Annotated in this window: 18 protein-coding genes; 8 read left to right on the forward strand and 10 right to left on the reverse strand. The window is 35.5% G+C overall.

Going from position 1 to position 18,917, the window contains the following annotated elements; all coding sequences use genetic code 11:
- Positions 1–236 precede the first annotated feature (236 nt).
- Positions 237–3,872, forward strand: coding sequence for a BamA/TamA family outer membrane protein (locus tag VB248_RS10320; protein ID WP_323296689.1), 3,636 nt, complete (start codon positions 237–239; stop codon positions 3,870–3,872).
- Positions 3,873–4,099: 227 nt separating this feature from the next.
- Here the strand turns inward: VB248_RS10320 and VB248_RS10325 are convergent, their stop codons facing one another.
- A complete protein-coding gene (locus VB248_RS10325; RefSeq protein WP_323296690.1) occupies positions 4,100–5,416 on the reverse strand; it encodes an adenylate/guanylate cyclase domain-containing protein in 1,317 nt (438 codons plus the stop codon).
- Positions 5,417–5,554: 138 nt separating this feature from the next.
- Between VB248_RS10325 and VB248_RS10330 the strand changes: the two genes are divergently transcribed.
- The 3 genes from VB248_RS10330 to VB248_RS10340 all read left to right on the forward strand — a co-directional run bounded on the left by VB248_RS10330 (position 5,555) and on the right by VB248_RS10340 (position 7,596).
- Positions 5,555–6,076 carry a DUF2911 domain-containing protein gene (locus VB248_RS10330; protein WP_323296691.1) on the forward strand — a complete coding sequence of 174 codons (522 nt, stop codon included), beginning with the start codon at positions 5,555–5,557 and terminating at the stop codon, positions 6,074–6,076.
- Between the two features lie 301 nt (positions 6,077–6,377).
- On the forward strand, positions 6,378–6,746 hold the full coding sequence (locus tag VB248_RS10335; protein WP_184133038.1) for a response regulator: 369 nt from the start codon (positions 6,378–6,380) through the stop codon (positions 6,744–6,746).
- Positions 6,747–6,834: 88 nt separating this feature from the next.
- A complete protein-coding gene (locus VB248_RS10340) occupies positions 6,835–7,596 on the forward strand; it encodes an MBL fold metallo-hydrolase (protein WP_323296692.1) in 762 nt (253 codons plus the stop codon).
- Here VB248_RS10340 and VB248_RS10345 read toward each other — a convergent pair.
- Positions 7,593–8,750 (reverse strand): putative sensor domain DACNV-containing protein, encoded by a 1,158-nt coding sequence (locus tag VB248_RS10345; RefSeq protein WP_323296693.1) that lies wholly within the window; start codon positions 8,748–8,750, stop codon positions 7,593–7,595. The two genes, VB248_RS10340 and VB248_RS10345, sit on opposite strands and share 4 nt — an antisense overlap.
- A 272-nt stretch (positions 8,751–9,022) precedes the next feature.
- On the opposite strand from VB248_RS10345, the gene VB248_RS10350 reads away from it, so the two are divergent.
- Complete coding sequence (locus VB248_RS10350; protein WP_323296694.1) at positions 9,023–9,529, forward strand: Lrp/AsnC family transcriptional regulator; 507 nt, start codon at positions 9,023–9,025, stop codon at positions 9,527–9,529.
- Between the two features lie 81 nt (positions 9,530–9,610).
- Here VB248_RS10350 and VB248_RS10355 read toward each other — a convergent pair whose 3' ends face one another.
- The 5 genes from VB248_RS10355 to VB248_RS10375 all read right to left on the reverse strand — a co-directional run bounded on the left by VB248_RS10355 (position 9,611) and on the right by VB248_RS10375 (position 14,198).
- Complete coding sequence (locus VB248_RS10355; protein ID WP_323296695.1) at positions 9,611–10,936, reverse strand: ABC transporter permease; 1,326 nt, start codon at positions 10,934–10,936, stop codon at positions 9,611–9,613.
- Between the two features lie 33 nt (positions 10,937–10,969).
- On the reverse strand, positions 10,970–11,890 hold the full coding sequence (locus VB248_RS10360; protein ID WP_323296696.1) for an ABC transporter ATP-binding protein: 921 nt from the start codon (positions 11,888–11,890) through the stop codon (positions 10,970–10,972).
- A gap of 150 nt (positions 11,891–12,040) precedes the next feature.
- Positions 12,041–12,442: a hypothetical protein gene (locus VB248_RS10365; protein ID WP_323296697.1), complete on the reverse strand. Its 402-nt coding sequence runs from the start codon at positions 12,440–12,442 to the stop codon at positions 12,041–12,043.
- Positions 12,443–12,548: 106 nt separating this feature from the next.
- Complete coding sequence (locus tag VB248_RS10370) at positions 12,549–13,091, reverse strand: RNA methyltransferase (protein WP_323296698.1); 543 nt, start codon at positions 13,089–13,091, stop codon at positions 12,549–12,551.
- A gap of 15 nt (positions 13,092–13,106) precedes the next feature.
- Entirely contained in the window at positions 13,107–14,198 is a 1,092-nt protein-coding gene (locus VB248_RS10375) for a hypothetical protein (RefSeq protein WP_323296699.1), read from the reverse strand.
- Positions 14,199–14,239: 41 nt separating this feature from the next.
- Here VB248_RS10375 and VB248_RS10380 point away from each other — a divergent pair, with 41 nt between their 5' ends.
- Positions 14,240–14,425 carry a hypothetical protein gene (locus VB248_RS10380; protein ID WP_323296700.1) on the forward strand — a complete coding sequence of 62 codons (186 nt, stop codon included), beginning with the start codon at positions 14,240–14,242 and terminating at the stop codon, positions 14,423–14,425.
- 83 nt (positions 14,426–14,508) lie between these two features.
- Here the strand turns inward: VB248_RS10380 and VB248_RS10385 are convergent, their stop codons facing one another.
- The 3 genes from VB248_RS10385 to VB248_RS10395 form a co-directional block, all read right to left on the reverse strand.
- Positions 14,509–15,312 (reverse strand): response regulator transcription factor, encoded by an 804-nt coding sequence (locus tag VB248_RS10385; RefSeq protein ID WP_323296701.1) that lies wholly within the window; start codon positions 15,310–15,312, stop codon positions 14,509–14,511.
- Between the two features lie 322 nt (positions 15,313–15,634).
- Positions 15,635–16,228 carry a nucleotidyltransferase family protein gene (locus tag VB248_RS10390; RefSeq protein WP_323296702.1) on the reverse strand — a complete coding sequence of 198 codons (594 nt, stop codon included), beginning with the start codon at positions 16,226–16,228 and terminating at the stop codon, positions 15,635–15,637.
- A 4-nt stretch (positions 16,229–16,232) separates the two neighbouring features.
- A complete protein-coding gene (locus VB248_RS10395) occupies positions 16,233–17,327 on the reverse strand; it encodes a glycoside hydrolase family 130 protein (RefSeq protein ID WP_323296703.1) in 1,095 nt (364 codons plus the stop codon).
- Between the two features lie 182 nt (positions 17,328–17,509).
- On the opposite strand from VB248_RS10395, the gene VB248_RS10400 reads away from it, so the two are divergent.
- Positions 17,510–18,196 (forward strand): hypothetical protein, encoded by a 687-nt coding sequence (locus tag VB248_RS10400; RefSeq protein WP_323296704.1) that lies wholly within the window; start codon positions 17,510–17,512, stop codon positions 18,194–18,196.
- Between the two features lie 255 nt (positions 18,197–18,451).
- Complete coding sequence (locus VB248_RS10405; protein WP_323296705.1) at positions 18,452–18,886, forward strand: PspC domain-containing protein; 435 nt, start codon at positions 18,452–18,454, stop codon at positions 18,884–18,886.
- Positions 18,887–18,917: the final 31 nt, after the last annotated feature.

An 18,917-nucleotide genomic window follows, 5' to 3' on the forward strand; every position in this document is an offset into this window, starting at 1 on the left:
ATTAGGGCTGTACGAAAGATTATAAAAACTATTGTTTTCGGATTTCAGCTTAACAAAACGTTTTTGGAGGAAATATTTATCCGAAATCAGAAATCCCAAATTGCCTTAAAACTTTCGTACACAATTAAGTTGTGAATGAGAAATGAACTAATAATTAATTCACTAATTCACAACTCACTAACTCACAATTAAAATAAGTATTACTAAACCATATAAAGCTATTAATTCTCTAAAATATGAAACAGATTTTACAAAAGTACATATTCAAAAGTATAGCAATATTTGCTTTTATATTGTTGAATGTGACGATTAGCTTTGCACAAAACAAAGCTAATTATTCTATTTTCTTGATTGGTGATGCAGGCGAACCGCCTAAAACGGGCAAAAACCAAGTACTCACGCCACTGAAAAGACAGATGCAAGAAGCAGGAAAAAACTCTTCGGTAATTTTTCTTGGCGATAATGTATATCCAAAAGGTTTGAGTAACCTCGACGAACCTACTCGTAAAGTGGACGAAGAACGTTTGGCAGACCAATTGAGTATTCTGAAAAACTACGATGGAAAGCCTTTTATCATTCCCGGTAATCACGATTGGCAGCAAGGCGGAAAAAAAGGTTGGGAGTACATTAAAAATCAAGAAAAATTTGTTTCAGAGTTTTTACAAAGAGAAGACGTTTTTTATCCTAAAGGAGGCTGTCCGACACCCCACGAAGTAATCTTGAACGAGCAAATTACGGCTGTAATTTTAGATACGCAGTGGTGGCTTCATCCGTGGCAAAAACCAGAAGCTACTTCTGAATGTGAAGTAAAATCACTGGAAGAAATGCTGGTGAGTGTAAATGATATTTTAGATAGAAACCGTCATAAAAAAGTATTAATTGTTGGGCATCACCCGATGTACTCACATGGTTCGCATGGCGGATATTTTACTTTACAAGACCATCTTTTGCCCTTTCATGAATTAGGCGTAAATATTCCTTTGCCTGCCGTAGGTTCAATTTATCCCTTATACAGAACGCTGATTGGCAATATACAAGACATCCCGCACCCTAAGTATAAACAGATGCGTGATGGTTTGGTAGGTATTTTCAAACAATACAAAAATGTAATTTATGCCAACGGACACGAACATAATTTGCAATTGATTCAGCGAGACTCTATCAATTATATTACTTCGGGGGCAGGTTCAAAAAATACGCCCGTGAAAAAGGGTAAAGATTCAAAATTTGCCAGTTCACAAGTAGGTTTTGCTCGTTTAGATTTTTATGATAATCAAACTACCATCACTTTTTTTGCTGGTGATGGCGAAAATGGTAAAGAGCTTTACCGTAGTGAAATCACCTTGAATACACATGAAATTGACCCAAAAGACATTGAAACGGCGAAAATCAAAACGGAAGGAATCGTACCAAATCCACACTACAAGGGAAGTAAATTAAAAAATTGGTTATTGGGTAAAAATTATCGTGATGTTTGGACAACCGCCATCAAACCCAAAACACTTGATTTTGAACAAGAACAAGGAGGCTTAAAAGTAATACAAAGAGGTGGTGGCTATCAAACGCTTTCATTGCGTTATCAGAATAAAAAAGGCGAACAATTTGTAACTCGCTCGGTAGAAAAGTATCCAGAAAGAGCCGTTCCCGAAGCCATTCGTAGCCGATTTACAACTGATATTGTTTCAGACCAAATTTCGGCATCGCATCCCTATGCGGCTTTGGTTGCCTCGCACTTGGCAGAAGCCGCAGGCGTTTTGCATACCAATCCTTCTTTGGTGATTATTCCAGAAAGCAATGTTTTAGGCAACTATAAAAGACTATTTACTAACCAATTAGCTCTTTTTGAAGAACGTCCAGAAGGAAATTTTGCAGGTTCAAAAAAAATCCAGAATACACAAAAAGTAATTGAAAAATTAGCAGAAGATAACCACAACACCATTGACGAAAAAGAAGTAATTAGGGCAAGATTATTGGATATGCTGATTGGCGACTGGGACCGCCACGAAGACCAATGGCGTTGGGCTGGCTACGAAAACGGAAAAGACAAAGGTTTGACATTCAGACCGATTCCTCGTGACCGTGACCAAGCTTTTTTTGTGAATGAAGGACTTTTGCCAAGTATTATTTCGAGAAAATGGATTTTACCCAAAATTCAAGGTTTCAATTACAAAATCCGTGATGTAGCAGGTTTGGCTTTTAATGCCCGTTACTTCGACCGCTCGTTTTTAACTCAATCTTCTGAAAACGACTGGCTTTCGATGGCAAAGGAATTGCAAGCACGAATGAGCGATGCGGTGATAGATTCAGCCGTTACGCATTTCCCAAATTTTCCTGCACATTCTGAAATTATTGCCAAAAAACTTAAACAACGCCGAGATGATTTACCACTTTATACCAAAGAATTATATGAGTTTTTGAGCAAAGAAGTAGATATTTTAGGAAGTGACAAAGATGAGTATTTTTGGGTAAACCGATTGGAAAATGGCGTAACGAAAGTGACCGTTTTTGACCAAAAGAAACACGGAGAAATTGGTAGAATAATTTATGAAAGAACTTTTGACCCCAAATTAACGAAGGAAATTAGGATTTGGGGATTAGACGGCGAAGACAATTTCAGGGTTTTTGGGGCTGCTAACAGAGGTATTAAAGTACGCTTGATAGGCGGAAAAGGAAAAGATGTTTTCAGTGATTCATCTTCTGTGGCTGGCTTTGGCAAAAAAACACTGATTTATGATAAAAAAGAAAATACAGTACTGAATCTTGGCAACGAAAGTAAAGACCTGACCAGTAAAAAGAAAAATGTAAACGACTACAATCGTGAGGCTTTTAAATATGACAGACTCGCTCCCTTGGCTTCTTTCAACTACAACGTTGATGATGGTATTTTTGTAGGAACTGGTTTTCAGTGGACACGTCAGGGTTTCAGAAAAGAGCCTTTTGCTTCGCAACACAGTATTTCTGGAAATTATGCTTTTGGCACAAATTCTTATAATATTTTTTACAAAGGCGAATTTATGGACGTAATTGGCAAAACAGATTTTGAATTAAAAGCTAATTTACAACAAGGCGGTTTGGTCGATAACTTCTTCGGACTCAGCAATGAATCGGTTTACAAAAAAGAAAAGGGCATTGATTATTACAGGATTCAATACGAAAACGAGGAAATTACGGCACTTTTTAAAAGTAGATTCAATAAGCTGACCTTGTATTATGGAGCTATCAAAAACGAATGGCACATTAAAGAAAATCCAAAACGTTTTATCAATGATTTTGCTCCGCATGGCAATGAAATCTATGAAGACAAATTTTACATTGGTCTAAAAACAGGTTTTGTACTCGATAACCGTGATAATATCATCTTCCCGACCAGAGGTATTTTATGGAATTTTGATGCTACTTTACAAAGAGGAGCGAATGACCTTACCAAAAATGATTATGCCAATTTAAAAACTGATTTATCGTTTTATTATACTTTCAAGTTACCAGCCGTTGTGAGTTTAGCCACACGCTTTGGCGGCGGCATGAACCTTGCCGACTATGAACTGTATCAAGCAAATACTTTAGGCGGTTTAACCAATTTAAGAGGTCTAAGACGTACTCGTTTTTCAGGGAAATCGTCATTTTATAACAACACCGAAGTACGGATAAAAGTACTCAATATCAAATCATATTTATTCCCAGCTTATGCAGGCGTTTTGGCATTTAATGATATTGGTAGAGTATGGAATCCTAAAGAAAATTCTGAAAAGTGGCATCATGGCTACGGTGCAGGCGTTTGGCTTGCCCCTTTCAACATGGTTGTGATTACGGGAATGTATGGAATTTCAGAAGAAGATAATTTATTTTCTGTAAAAGCAGGATTGTTTTTCTAAAATTACTCATGCACGCTTTAGGCTGTAAGCAGTAGGCAGTAGGCAAAATGGCTATTAAATTTTCAAAAACTGTACTTTATTTTTAGCTTAATCCTTATCCTTGAGTGGTTAAAATTAAATTAATTTTAACCACTTACTTTACTAATAAAATCTATTCAAGAAAGCCTTATTTTTTTCAAATTACTGAAAATCAAAACCTTAAAATACTAATTACCAATCACTCTCTTTTACGCTAATTTCCACAAAAACATTTCATTCGCCATTCCTTTTAGTTTTACAGAACCAACTTGGACGGTATCAATCGGAATCGCTGTGATTTCATCCATTACTTCCTGACTAATCAACAATTGAGATTGATACTTCTTATTCAATTGCTCAATTCTCGAAGCCTGAATCACCACATTTCCAGTAATATTATACTGCTGACGAGCATCAGTACCAATATTTCCCACCACGGCATCGCCCGTATGAATACCAATGCCGATACCCGTTTGTGGAATAAGTGCGGCTTCATTCATTCCTTGAATTTTTTCAATGATACTCAAAGCCGCCTTCACAGCATTGTCAGAAGGATTTTCTAAATGAATGGGAGCTCCAAAAGTAACCATACAGCCATCACCCAAAAACTGATTTACGATACCATTATACTCGTTTACAGTATTGGCAACTACTTCAAAAAAAGCATTTTGATAAGTCATTACATCTTCTGCCGAATGCGTATCGGCATACACCGTAAAATTGCGAATATCCAAAAACATAATACTTACTTTTTCGTGTTTGGCTTTCAAAATTCCATTTTGTTCCAGCATCAATTGTGCTACCTCTGGCGAAACTTGTTGCCCAAACATTTCTACAATATGTTCTTGGGTTTCCATTCTTTCGATAGAAAGCTGAATACTTTTCCGAATTTGTATAGCTACATAACCAGCGGCCAATCCACCAAAAAACAGAAAAAGTCCTTTCAATAAGTAAGGGAATAATTGCTTGGTATAAATATCATGCTCTGAAACAATTGTTCCAGTTTCGATAAAATGATAACTAAGAATAAAGTACTCGACACCCGCCAAAACGCCTGTCCACAACGAAATAGCAAAACTCAGCCTCAGCGTTGAAAGAATGATAAAAATAAAATAAATGTAAATTAAAGGCGAAAGTACTGCGAGAATCGGATGGTTGTACTCTTGCCCAGCCATGTACGTCACTAAAGTAAGTAATGAAATTTCTAAAGTAGCATTACCGAATTTTGCCAGTATGGGTACTTGATTCATCACTTTTAAGAGGTACTTCATCGTAAGCCAAAAAGTTAGCTCATAGAAAGTCATAAAAGCTAAGTATATAAAAACTATTTGAGGCACATTTTCATGTCCATTCAAATAATTCAACTGATAAACAGTTTTAGCAAACAAACCATAGCCTACAAGGCTACTAAAAAAAAACAGAAAGAGAACCCCAGCTCTTTGTCGTTCTCGCCGAACATTTTCTTGCTCAAATTGTGCATCAAAATAGGTTAATACAGGGTTATTAAAAGTAAGAGATTTCTTCATTTACTCGGATAAAATATTGATATGTGTTAAAATAACAAAAAGAGAAGAAAATAACTCCATTTTAGTAAAACTTTATAAAAACTTATACGTTTACTTTGCTGAAGTAATCTATTAAAAATTAAACTTTTTCTTAACAACATGAAAAAACTACTTTTATTTAGCTTTTTTGCCTTAGTGGCTTTTGTGAGCAACGCTCAACACGACATGAACAGCGACAAAGCTAAAATGCCCTCACCCCCTGCCGTAACTGTTGCCAAAATTGGTGGAACTACTTTAGAAATTAAATACTCTCAACCAGGCGTAAAAGGTAGAAATGTATGGGCTGGCAGCTTAGCACCTTATGGTAAAGTTTGGAGAACAGGAGCAAACGAAGCTACCACTTTTGAAGTATCAAAAGACGTAACAGTACAAGGAAAAACCTTGAAAGCTGGCAAATATGGCTTTTTCACAATTCCTGGTGAAAAAGAATGGGTAATTATTTTTAATAAAGTAGCTAAACAATGGGGTGCTTACGACTACAAAGAATCGGAAGACGTACTCAGAGTAACTGCTCCAGCACAAGCCCATGATATGACAGAACGTTTCACTATTTCAGCTACTGATAAAGGTGAAGTAACTTTATTGTGGGACAAAGTTGCCGTTCCATTCACTGTAAAGTAAATTCTTATTTTTTAGTAAAAGGTCGTTTATCGAAAGATAAGCGACTTTTTTGTGAAAAAACTCCCCAAAATCGTAGGTATTTTTCAAATTGTACAACTTTAATAGCGTAGAGGCGGAAACTAAATGAATGATATTTTAAATATTTTTCATAATTTAGGCGAAATCTGATACTTGATAGAGTGAAAAACTCGTGTAGAAAATCAAGAAATATCACAAAAAAACACGCTTAATTAATAATTGATAATTGATAATTGTTTCCTGTTACTTATCTTTACCACATTAATCAATCATTAACCTTAATATGAAGAAAGTCCTGATTGCCGAAGATAGCTCAGTTATCCAGAACCTTGCTAAAAAGATTTTAGAGTTTCAGAATTTTGAAATTCATTCTGTTAAGAATGGACAACAAGTATTAGATGCTCTTGAAAAAGAAGATTTTGACATCATCTTACTCGACATCAATATGCCCGTTATGGACGGTATGGAATGTGCCAAAGCGGTTCGTGGTTTGAAAGATGAAGCTAAAGCAAAAATACCGATGATTGCCATTACTGGTAATGCTCGCAACTATTCAATGGAAGATTTCAAAGAAGCTGGTTTTGATGATATGTTAGCGAAACCGCTTAATTTTGACGCACTGGTTGCTCAAGTAAAATCTCTTACCGAATAGGTTTCTAAAGATGAGTTATGAATTATCAAGAATTAAAGAAGAACATATTTTCATAATTCATAATTCATAACTCATAATTCATCACTTTATGAGAATCACCTTCTTAGGCACTGGAACATCTCAGGGCGTACCTGTAATTGCTTGCGGATGTGAAGTGTGTCGTTCTCTTGACTTCCGAGACAAACGTCTCAGAGTTTCTATCCATATCGAAATCGAAGGCAAAAGTTTTGTAATTGATACTGGCCCAGATTTTCGTCAGCAAATGCTTCGTGAACGCATCCAAAATTTAGATGCAGTTATCTTCACTCACGAACACAAAGACCATACAGCAGGCTTAGACGATGTACGTGCATACAACTTTTCGCAGAAAAAGGATATGCCTATTTATGCTCGCCCAACAGTTTTAGAACAAATTCAGCAAGAATTTGCTTATGCTTTTGCCGAAATTAAATATCCCGGTACGCCACAAATTACGCTCAACGAAATTTATCACTCGCCATTTGTTGTAGAAGGCATCACTTTTAATCCTATTGAAGTGTTGCATTACAAACTTCCTGTATATGGTTTTCGAGTTGGCGACTTCACGTATATTACTGATGTAAATTATATTTCTGACCAAGCTTTAGAAAAAGTAAAAGGCTCGAAAGTGTTAGTAATTGGAGCATTGAGAAAAGAAAAACACATTTCTCATTTTACTTTAGACGAAGCCATAGAAGTATTCAAGAAAGTACAGCCAGAACAAGGATTCATTACGCACATCAGTCATCAAATGGGCTTGCATCGTGAAGTAGAAGAAGAACTTCCTCCCTTTGTTCGTTTAGCCTACGACGGTCTCAGTATTACTTGTTAAATCAGCAAAGCATCTACTTGGTGTGCATGAACAATTTGTTCGCACGGCGACCAAGAAAAAATCGTAAATCTACCGTCTTGCGAGGCCACCAAAGCGATACAATCCTTTTGGTCAAAAACAAATTGTGCTGCTGACAAATGCCTTGTTCCACCATTTTGGGCTGGATGAATCACTACTGGTTCATTTCCAAAAACGGGTTCAGTCACTAAAACTTTTTCGACAGATTTCCCTAAAGGCAAACGACTAATCTTTGCACCAAAAGCCAATACTTCAAATTGGTCATTGATAATAGTTGCTCCATCAACGGCGGTCAAACCAGCCAAACCATTGATTACCTGATTGAGCCTTCCTTGCCAAATTTCTTGTTGCTGACCAACCAACACTTCTTTCTGTAAAATAGAAAGCCCAGAATAAACAGGGTTTATTTTGTATAAAATTGGTGAAATGATTGACTCTCGCCAACGCTCGCTTTTGGCAGGTACAATCAATAAAGTACCTCCACGCTGATGCTGACGCATAGCAACCGCCAATTGTACGAGTACGTTTAATGAGTCGTTCCAAGAAGTAGTAGAAGCAATTCCAATCATTGAACCTAACAAAGCTGGGCAATCGGGCAAAGCACCGCTATTTTCATCAATAATTTTGATTTGGTCGCCTTTCAGAACGGCAACGTTGATGAATTTTCCGAAACCGTCTGTTCTACGATGTTTGATTACTAAAAGTCCGGGTTCTACTACTTCTAATACAAAACATAAACTTGGAATACTGGTAGTTGTTCCCCATAAATAGAGTTCACCATTTTCTTCCCAAACGCCAAGGTGAATCCCTGAATGCTCTACGGCAGGAGCAAGTTTGGTAAGAATATCCGAAGTAAAAGCTAATCTTTCTTGAAAAACAAAAGGTTGTTCAGATTGCTCTGGAGCAAGAAAGGCAATAGAAATTCTGGGCGAACGACCTTCTTCTCTACGAAGACTTGCCCAAAATGCTACATCGACCATTGCTTCAATTACTTGGGCATTGGGCAAATAAGCGAAAGCTTTTCCATCAAAATTAATTGCTTTTTGATGATGAAAAATAAAGTGATTTTCAACAATTTCGGCCACCGTTGTAGCGGCTTGGTATGTAGTGGCAGTGGAAGTCATATCAAATTTCATTATGCTTTTAATCTATTTTTAGTAAGAGGCATACTTATTCAACTCCGAAAAGTCTTCATAGGTTCAAGCACATCAAAAGATTCGATTTTAATTTTTCCTCAAAAAACAGCTTCAAAAAATTAGTAAAAATTACTTATAATACCCTATTTTAAATAAATTTTTAAAATATTTGAAATTTTTTCGTCTAAGTTTTGAAAATATTAATGTAGGAACGCTTTATTTTACTACATATTTTCAAATACGGATTTTCATTCCTTACCTTTCCAAAATTTATGAGCCTAACACAACCAACGAATACAAATGATCCAGCTGTGGAACTTGATGAATTAGATTTTGCCATCTTGGGACAGTTGCAAGAAGATGGTCGGCGTTCTTTTACCGACATGGCTGAAAACTTAAAAACTTCTGCCAGCACCATTCGTAGCCGAGCCAGTAAATTAATTGAAGACAAAACTATCCAGATTGTAGGACGTGTAAATACAGCAAGAGTGGGCTTTCATGCTTATGTTCATGTAAAAATTTCTGTGCGTCCTGCCAATATGATTGAATCAGTAGCGGCTCAATTACAGGAATTCAGAGAAGTAAGTTTTTTAGCTATTACATCAGGTGATTTTGATATTCAAGTAGATGTGATGTGCCGTGACAATAATCACTTATTGGAGGTTATCAATCAACGTATTCCAAGTATTGAAGGCGTGTATCAAACCAAAACAGATATGTATATAAAAATCCTAAAGTACTCGCAACCAGACTTAGGATTGCTGAATCATACGAAATAATCTTCGCTACTTTCATAAAAAAGGCTTTTAAGAAATTGATTCTTAAAAGCCTTTTTTATGAAAGTTAAATACTAAACTTGATTAGCCTTTATAAAACACCCATTTGCCGATTTCTTTCCAAGTTGGCTTTTTGCCATACATCAAAATTCCTACACGATATACTTTGCCTGCAAACCAAGTTGTACCAAAAAATCCTAATACCAAAAGAGCAAACGACAGGGCAATTTCCCAGTTTGGTACACCAAATGGCAAACGAACCATCATATCAATCGGTGAAGTTAAAGGGAAAATAGATGCCCAAAACGCAATTGAGCTATCTGGTTTTTGGATAATTACTTGTGCTAAAATGAAAGATAAAATGATGGGAATAGTTACTGGAAACATAAATTGCTGTGCTTCCGTAGCATTCTCGACTGCCGAGCCAATGGCTGCAAAAAGCGAACTGTACAACAAGTATCCGCCCAAATAGAACAAGAAGAAACAAATAACAATTTTGGCTAAAGAAATATTTTCAACCGTTTGGGCTACGCTTGAAAGTGGGTTACTATCTTTTACGCTGTCTTGGTATTTTTTGATTTCATCTTTGCCTGCACCAGATTTTTGTAAGGTTTCTATCTTCTCTTGAATTTTGCCAGACATAATACTTGTGGTAGCACTTGAAGCCGCAAAAGTAAGCGTTCCCCACAATAAAAACTGTGTAAGACCCACCAAACCAACACCAATGATTTTGCCCATCATCAACTGAAAAGGTCGAACCGACGAAATCATTACTTCAATAATTCGGTTGCTTTTCTCTTCAATTACGCCGTTCATTACTTGCGAACCGTATAAGAAGGCTGAAATATAAAGAATCATTCCAAAAACACCTGCCAAAATCATCGCTCCAGTCGAGCTACTACTTTGCTCGCCACCGTTTTCATCCAGCGTAAAAGTTTGAGCATTTACGTTTACTTTATTCGCCTCTAATATTTTTAAGTCAATGTTGGCTCTTTGCAATTTAATATTGCGAAGTTCATTCTGAATTTTTCCTTGAATACTGAACTGTGTAGAAAGTCCAATACTCTTTTTCCCAACCATTTTTACGCCATTCGGATTATCCAGAATGTCTTTGGGAATCTCTACAACAATATCGGCATCGCCTTCATAAAGTTTTTTCTTGGCTTGTTCAAAGCTAAGATTGATAAATTTGAAAGAAAGTTCTTCTTCCGACTGTAATTTGTTTTTGAACAAACCACTTTCATCTATCACTTCTACGGTTTTGCTATCGTTTGAATTCAAAAATAAATAAAGCGGAATAGCATATACGCCAGCTATCAAAATAGGTACTAATATTGAAGCAATCCAAAAGGATTTTTTGCGTACTCTTGTACTGTATTCTCTTTGGATGATGAGTAAAATCTTATTCATAGTTTTGGGAATTTTAAAATCGTAAAATAATGCTTAAAGAATATCATTTGCCTCACCGCCTACAACTTTGATAAAAATCTCGTTGAAAGAAGGAATATTTTCATTGAATGATTTTAAAGAAACTTGCTGAATCAAAGCATTAATCAATTGATTTACAGATACATCATCTTGTAGTTTCAAGTGTACTTGTGTGATATTATCTTCTAAAGGTTTAGTATCAACTACGCTAAAGAAAGGTGATTCTTGTAAAGTACCTTCAAAAGTTGCGGTATAAGAATTGTCTCTAAAGCGGTTTTTTACTTCTTTTTTTGCTCCATGAAGTACTACTTTTGATTTATTGATGAGGGCAATGTGGTCGCAAAGTTCTTCGACAGACTCCATTCTGTGTGTCGAAAAAATAATCGTTGTTCCTTTTTCTTTGAGTTCTAAAATTTCGTCTTTCAGTAGGTTGGCATTGATTGGGTCGAAACCAGAAAAAGGTTCATCCAAAATAATCAGTTGTGGTTCGTGAACAATCGTAGCAATAAACTGTGTTTTTTGTTGCATTCCTTTTGAAAGGTCTTCCACATTTTTATTCCACCAATCTTTAATATCAAATTTGATAAACCATTGTTTGAGTTTCTCAGTGGCTTCTGCTTTACTCATGCCTTTCAACTGAGCTAAGTACAAAAGTTGCTCCCCTACTTTCATCTTTTTATACAAGCCACGCTCTTCTGGCAAATAGCCAATGGCTTCAATGTGTTTGGGTTGTAGCTTTTCACCACCAAGTAAAATGTAGCCTTCGTCAGGTGCAGTAATTTGGTTAATAATTCTAATTAAAGAGGTTTTCCCTGCTCCATTTGGCCCCAGTAAGCCAAAAATAGAACCTTTAGGCACTTCAATACTTACGTCATTCAAAGCAGTATGTCCTGCATAGCGTTTGACAACATTGTGAGCTTCTAAAATGTTGGACATTGGTGAGTTTGGTTTAAGTATGTTTTCACTTTAGTCGTTCAAAAGCAAAAAGAATTACAACGACGACACAAAACAAAAAGAGTTTATCAAAAATGATATAGATTTTTGATAAACTCTTTCTTTTCTTTGATAGTCGGTATGAATCGGCTCTTAAACTTCTTCGGTAGAGGTAGCTTCTGATTCTACTGCGGGTGCAGCTTCCTCGGCTTGTTTTTTCGCTTTAGCAGCTTTTCCTGTTTTTTTCTCAGATACTTCTTCGCTACTTGTTACAAGTGAAATCTTAGCATCTTTAGCGGCTTTGGCAGCAGCTTTTGCCTTTTCTTTTTCTGCTTTTTCGGCCTTTTCTTTTGCTTTTTTAGCTTCTTTTTTGGCTTCTTTCTCTTTTTCCTCTATCTCGTCTTTCTTCAATTTAGCATATTTCTTTACCACTTCTTTCGCAGCACCATCCACAGTTTTCACTAACTTCTTTGCACTTTTTGTATTTAGGCCCTTCAACTTACCTAAAATAAAGGCTGAAATTTCATTGGCAAGAATCTCGTTGGTCGATTTCATATTCAATATTAATTTAATGTTAAATAATTGTTATTTATAAAAACGAAGGTATCAATAAGGTTCTTTCCAAAAAAATTTTTTGTGTTAAGTTTTTGAATAAGTGATATTAATTATTTTTTCCTTTTAAATATTTGCTTACAAAGTCCCAACAGATTACGCCTGTGGTCACTGAAATATTCAAAGAGTGCTTCGTTCCGAACTGGGGTACTTCCAAACAAAAATTGGCTTGTTCTACAATTTGTTGATTTACGCCAAATACTTCATTACCAAAAATAAACGCATATTTTTTATCGACTTCTGGCTCAAAGCTAAGTAAAGATACACTATTTTCTACTTGTTCAACCGCCACAACAATAATACCTTCGGCTTGAAGCTGTTTTATTAAAGTCAGTACGTCTTCTACGTGTTCCCAAGCTACGGTTTCGTCTGCCCCCAAAGCGGTTTTCTGAATTTCACGATGTGGTGGTGTAGCTGTGATACCTCCTAAATAAACTTTCTCGACTTTGAAAGCATCGCCCGTTCTAAATACAGAACCGACATTGTTCATACTTCTGATGTCATCTAAAATTAAATAGTAAGGAAATTTTTCTACTTGTTGGAATTCCTCTGCCGAAAGTCGGTTGAGGTCATCCATGGATAATTTTCGCATTTTTTCTTAAATTTTCTATCGAATCGTTCTTAGTTCGCCAGCCACCAATGATTGCCACTTTTGCTGACCTACAAAATTAATACTATGATTACTTTCTGCATCATACTCTTTTTGTAAACGATTCATTTCTCGGTACATTTCTATAAAAGTAAGCTGTAATTCGCTGTCGTAATCTTCAATAGTGAGTTTATCTCTTATTTTTTGTTTAAATCTCTCCACAACCAGCTTCGTAATATCAAAGTGCAATTGCTCGTGTGCAAGCCCGTAAGCTGAAATTGTTTCAGTTGTCCACGAAGAACTTTTCAGCATATAAGTTTTGAATTGTACATCAATTATCAATACACCTTCTTTAATATCGGCTTTGGCACTGTACTCAAAATTGGTAAAAACCTGTGCTGTATATTTTGAAGTAGGCGGCTTTGTACCTTGAAAATCTTTCCAAGCCAATTGATAATTGGGTGACCAAAACACAGTATCGCCACTCACAGGGTTATCCGTTCGCCAGTCGGGTTTAATATTTAATTTCAGTGATTTTACTAATAAAATATTTTTATCATAATTGGCACTCATCCATTTATCGAAGTAAATAACAGCTTTTTCTAATAGTCTTCCTATTAAATAGTCGTAGTGATTTACTTCTCCAAAACTTCGAGTAAAAGTAATTTTTGACTGAAAAGCCGTTAAATGAACAAGTGAAGTATCTCTTAAATAGTAAAAATCAAGGTTGATGTTGCTTTCGCCATTGATAAGTTTATTATTTACCATTTTTTCAGATACTTTCAATTCTTTAATTTTCAAAACGATTGGATAAGCATTAGTACTTTTCCGAGAAAAATTCGATAAATAATCAGTACTTGATTTTACAAGTCCGCCAACAACATCCAATTCTATTTCTTCTTTATTTTCGTTGAAAACAAAACCGATTCTTCGTTTAAAAGTACGTTCATCAAGAATGTGGGCAATGTAAAAATTCGAGTTCTTGAGCTTTAAGTTACTACTGCCAATTGAAACACTTCTATCATATCGTTGAGCCACTGACGGGGAAATAAACTGAAAAAAACTAAAGATTAAAAGCAAAAAACACTTGAAAATTTCATATTTTTTCATACCTTGTTATAAATTTATTTCCAACTAATTCTTAAAGTAATATGTCAAATTTATCAAATCATTCTGAGGATAACGAGCTTTCGACAGCTCAATTAATTACACTTTTTATTGTTTTTGCATTCATCCTAATTTGGTTAGGCGATACTTTTGTTGCAACCGTAGGAATTATTGGTGAAATCATCGTTTTTGCAGTAGAGTATAACAAAAAACATCATCAGATTGACTAAACTTGCAACTGATTCGTATTAAAAAAAATAGTCCTGAAGTAGTTAAAAAATGATACTTCAGGACTATTTTTTTATTGCTTTGCTCATTTCAAAATCCCAAGCAATTTAGAAAGTTGAACCAAAGCGGTGGTATCTCTGGCATCAAGTTTTCTAATCATATTTTTACGGTGATTATCTACCGTGTTATGACTAATAAATAATTTATCCGCAATCTGTTTCGATTCGTTTCCTTTCAGCAACAACTTCAAAACATCCTCTTCTCGGTCGGTAAAAATATCCTGTATTTTAGTTTGCTTTTCGATAGACGAGTAAGTAACAATACGCTTGCCTTTTCCAAAACTAATTCGCCCCCAAAAATGGTCTAACTTTTTCACTAAATGCTCAACGTCTTGGTCGATGACAAAACATAAAGTTGGCAATCCGTTTTCGTCAAATTCCAAACCGATTACTTGTACCAAAGAATGAAAGATTTTTTTACTGGGTCGATAATACTGCACGCCATAGCCATAACAAATAAAACTCTCACGAAGATTTCGTGGAGCGTCTTTGATGGCATCAAACATAAACTTTAGCAGTTCTGGTACAGCATTAATGTTTTGCGAATGTGTAGCCATAGTCTTAAAAACCAAAGGCATACCTTTTTGAAGAAGCTCGTCGGGACTGATACCGAGTGCTTCTTCTGTATTGGCTACAAATTTAAAAGTGAGCGTTTTCATATCAAGAATATGAAATACAGCATTCGGAAGTGTAGAACGAATACCTAAATAACCTAAGTCTGTTAAGTATTTTTCCACAGATTTTACTGACGCTTCGCCAGCCAATTGACCAACAGCGTCCAAACATTTCTGTAAAAGTTGTCTTAAATAATTTTCAGAGAGTGATTCCATAGAAATAATAAAGGGTATGAGAACAAGCGTAATTTAAACGTATAAATAGCCAAACTGACTATTTGAGAGTCTTAAAACTTTGCATAAATTTGCAATCTCTTTAGACGTTTATATTAATTTAATAATTAATTCTATTACTCTTCAAAGGTTTAGAAAAATAATTATTTTGATAGAGCCGATTTCTAACTACTTAACCACAATTAATTATTCAACAGTACAAAAAATAATCTTGTTTGTCTTTTTTTCCGCCAAATAAAGATTAAATTTTTAAAGGTTATTTTTCAAAAAGTCGAAGGTAAAACTTCGACTTTTTTGTTTTAAATCAAGATAATTCATATTTTTTCAAGTCTTCAGGAGTATCTACATCACAAATACCCAACGGAAACGGTACACTTCCCAGCTTATCACTATACTTTTTTAGGAGTACTTTTGCTCCCTTATCACCATTCAAACTCATCAGGTCGGCGAATACAGTTTTATCAAAAAGTATCGGAACAGCCAATTGTTCGGCATATTCACAAGCAACAATTGGCAAATTAGATTCTGCAAAAGTTTGCATCATTTTCCGCAAAAGTACTTCATCGACAAATAACTGGTCAGAGAGTAACACAAGTATTGCATCAGCATTTTTGGCAAGTTTTTCTACGCCAAAACTCAAGGTTTTGCCCATGCCTTCTTCCCAATCGGCATTGAACGAAATCTCTAATTTTGATGTATTTGCCAAAACGAGTGCTTCAAGATGTGGACGAATGAGTGTTTCGTTCGCACCTAAAACAATTAATACTTGGTCTGAAACACTCAAGGCTACTTGAGTAATTCTTTCTATGAGGGTTTTACCTTCAAATCTGAGCAATTGTTTTGGACGACCTAAGCGACTCGAACTTCCAGCCGCCAAAATAAGTGTTGAAATTTTCATTGATTTACAAAGCATCTTTTACAGCTACACCCACCATACTGTCGGCTGTGCCATAATACAAAAACCATTTTTTATGAAAATAGACCAAGCCTTCAATAAAAGTTGTACCAGCTTTGTACTGTCCACGCATTTCATGAGGCAAGTCTGGTTTGATAAAATAATTATCACTTCTTTTTAATACTTTAGTAGGGTCGTTGGCATCGAAAAGTACTTGTCCGCCTGAATACGTTTCGGCAGGAAGATTCTTGTCTGTATTTTCACCCAAAGCATTTTTGCCATTATACAAAAGTAAAATGCCCTGTTTGGTTAGCAAAGCTGGCGGGCCGGGTTCGGTCAAATCACTATCAAACTTTCCTGCTCTGATATTGATAGCATACTTCAACGAACCATCATTTTCTACTAAAGGAGTCCAATTTATCAAGTCATCGGAAGTAGCCAAGTTTACCCCTTTTTCGCCCCAATACATCCAATACTTTCCTTTGATTTTCACAGCAGTAATTTTCCCATTCTTCATTTGAGTAACAATTGAACCAGACTTCGACCAGATATTCACAAACTTTCCATCATAGGCTTTTCCAAAGGCTGGGCCGTGCTTTTTCCAATGAACCAAATCTTTCGACGATGCAATACACAAACGAGCAACATCTCTGTTCCAAGCCGTATAAGCTACTACATAAGTACCGTCTGGTCTTTCTACAATGCGAGGGTCTTCGCAACCGCCCGGATTATCGTATTTCGCAAATTCATCTTTGGTCGGGAAAAGTACAGGTGTTTTTTGTCTTTTGAAATGAATACCGTCTGTACTTACCGCTAAACCAATCCTTGAAGTACGAAAACCGATATTTGTGCCTGGAGTATCCTCGGCTCGAAATAAAAGATAAACTTTTCCGTTTCTGACGATAGCCGCAGGATTAAAAACGTCTGCTTTTTGCCACTTTACAGAAGTATTTTTCATTGGGCAAAAAAATTCATAACTTGAATCAGCTGATAAAATTGGATTCTCTTTAGGCTTCGTAAAAGGAGCTAAAGTCCAATCATTTTGCTGAGCTTGTAAAGATTGTGTAACAATACTGAATAAAAGAATAAATATTTTTTTCATGGTATTTGAGAATTATTTCAAGTAAATCTATTTTAAATTATATTATTATCAATCCTAAGCTGTCTGATTCTATTAAATTTGTAATTTACCTAATAGTTATCCTTTGTTTTAAGAAGTACTTTTATTGTACCTCTGAATTGCTTTAAGATTTTCTGACAACCCTTAACTAAAAATTAGAAAATATGAAAAATGTTGCTTTAATACTCTTCTTTCTATTGACGCTGAGTCGCTCTTATGGACAGACTGCTCAAATATTGAGTGGAACTCAGGAAGTTGATAGAGCTACTAAAGAAGGTTTTTATACTTATGTAAACATAGATGATGCTTTCGTTAGACAACTCTGGCAAAAAGAACTTTACAAGTACGGCTATGTAGAAGTGATAAAAACAAATATTTTTCAGGTAATGAATGCAAGGATTCCGACTATTACGGCGAATCCTTTGACCCTGATGAGTAAAGTAAGTTATGATAGAGGCAAAACAAAGATATTTATGTCTTTGGCACAAAGTGATGGTACTTTTATTAATAATTCGCACCCACGCACTTTTGCAGCCGAAAAAATACTGATTGATTTCGTGGAGTTGCTCAAGCAACATCAAACCATCAAAACCGAGCAAGAAAATATCACTGCGATGCAGGATAAACAACAAAAAGCTACCTTCAACTCTGATAAACTCAATCGTGCGATTGAAAGTAATTTGAAAGAGAGAGAAAAATTGATGAAAAAATTAGAAGAAAACCGTGTTGAGTACGAAAAACTACAAATGGAAGTAGAGCTAAACAGAAGAGAGCAAATGAATATCAACGAAAGCTTGACCACCCAAAAGAAAAAAATTGATGAGGTAAAGACCAAAATCACAAAACCTTGATTTTGAATAAGCACTTTCCAAAACCTTTAAGACGTAAAACGCTTAAAGGTTTTTTTTATTTCAAAAACTCGCCATCAAAAAAATCCATTCATAAAGACAATCATACCGTCTGTTCAAATTAGAGTTGCCATTCCTCAGTACAGTGATAAATTTCGTCCATCAAACAAATAAAAAAACAAAAGCTGTTAAAAATTATCTGTTTAAACCTCAAAACTTTCAAATAAACTCTAAACAAAGACTTTAACCAATAAGAACATGAAAGAATCACTTTATCGCATACCTTCAAAAGGACAATTAGGAGGTGTGGCTGCTGGCTTAGCAGAGCGTTTTGGGCTTGATGTAGCCGTTGTCAGAGTACTTTTATTTTTAGGATTAATATTCACACATGGTATTTTTTTCTGGATGTATATTATCTTGTGGATAGCTTTACCAGTAAAACATCAATGGGAAACTTCAGAAGTACCATTTGATTCAACCTTTAACTCAACATTTACTAACATGAAAAAAGATTCAAATAAAGTTTGGGGACTTATCCTCATTGTACTCGGTACGATTTTCCTTTTAGACGAATGGATTCCGGACTTTGATTTTGGTAAATTCTGGCCATTGATTTTAATTGCAGTAGGTGGTTATATCATCTTCAAAGACAAGGATAAAATCAATTTTAACAAAGATAAAAGTGAGTTCTAAGCCATAAACTTAGCACTACTCTAAACCATGA

Source organism: Arcicella rigui, from assembly GCF_034929435.1.
Lineage (GTDB): Bacteria > Bacteroidota > Bacteroidia > Cytophagales > Spirosomataceae > Arcicella > Arcicella rigui.

What these genes read in the sequence shown, in the direction of transcription:
- VB248_RS10320 (WP_323296689.1), top strand. Translation starts at nt 237, where the DNA reads ATGAAACAGATTTTACAAAAGTACATATTCAAAAGTATAGCAATATTT.
- VB248_RS10325 (WP_323296690.1), bottom strand. Translation starts at nt 5,416, where the DNA reads ATGAAGAAATCTCTTACTTTTAATAACCCTGTATTAACCTATTTTGAT.
- VB248_RS10330 (WP_323296691.1), top strand. Translation starts at nt 5,555, where the DNA reads ATGAAAAAACTACTTTTATTTAGCTTTTTTGCCTTAGTGGCTTTTGTG.
- VB248_RS10335 (WP_184133038.1), top strand. Translation starts at nt 6,378, where the DNA reads ATGAAGAAAGTCCTGATTGCCGAAGATAGCTCAGTTATCCAGAACCTT.
- VB248_RS10340 (WP_323296692.1), top strand. Translation starts at nt 6,835, where the DNA reads ATGAGAATCACCTTCTTAGGCACTGGAACATCTCAGGGCGTACCTGTA.
- VB248_RS10345 (WP_323296693.1), bottom strand. Translation starts at nt 8,750, where the DNA reads ATGAAATTTGATATGACTTCCACTGCCACTACATACCAAGCCGCTACA.
- VB248_RS10350 (WP_323296694.1), top strand. Translation starts at nt 9,023, where the DNA reads ATGAGCCTAACACAACCAACGAATACAAATGATCCAGCTGTGGAACTT.
- VB248_RS10355 (WP_323296695.1), bottom strand. Translation starts at nt 10,936, where the DNA reads ATGAATAAGATTTTACTCATCATCCAAAGAGAATACAGTACAAGAGTA.
- VB248_RS10360 (WP_323296696.1), bottom strand. Translation starts at nt 11,890, where the DNA reads ATGTCCAACATTTTAGAAGCTCACAATGTTGTCAAACGCTATGCAGGA.
- VB248_RS10365 (WP_323296697.1), bottom strand. Translation starts at nt 12,442, where the DNA reads ATGAAATCGACCAACGAGATTCTTGCCAATGAAATTTCAGCCTTTATT.
- VB248_RS10370 (WP_323296698.1), bottom strand. Translation starts at nt 13,091, where the DNA reads ATGCGAAAATTATCCATGGATGACCTCAACCGACTTTCGGCAGAGGAA.
- VB248_RS10375 (WP_323296699.1), bottom strand. Translation starts at nt 14,198, where the DNA reads ATGAAAAAATATGAAATTTTCAAGTGTTTTTTGCTTTTAATCTTTAGT.
- VB248_RS10380 (WP_323296700.1), top strand. Translation starts at nt 14,240, where the DNA reads ATGTCAAATTTATCAAATCATTCTGAGGATAACGAGCTTTCGACAGCT.
- VB248_RS10385 (WP_323296701.1), bottom strand. Translation starts at nt 15,312, where the DNA reads ATGGAATCACTCTCTGAAAATTATTTAAGACAACTTTTACAGAAATGT.
- VB248_RS10390 (WP_323296702.1), bottom strand. Translation starts at nt 16,228, where the DNA reads ATGAAAATTTCAACACTTATTTTGGCGGCTGGAAGTTCGAGTCGCTTA.
- VB248_RS10395 (WP_323296703.1), bottom strand. Translation starts at nt 17,327, where the DNA reads ATGAAAAAAATATTTATTCTTTTATTCAGTATTGTTACACAATCTTTA.
- VB248_RS10400 (WP_323296704.1), top strand. Translation starts at nt 17,510, where the DNA reads ATGAAAAATGTTGCTTTAATACTCTTCTTTCTATTGACGCTGAGTCGC.
- VB248_RS10405 (WP_323296705.1), top strand. Translation starts at nt 18,452, where the DNA reads ATGAAAGAATCACTTTATCGCATACCTTCAAAAGGACAATTAGGAGGT.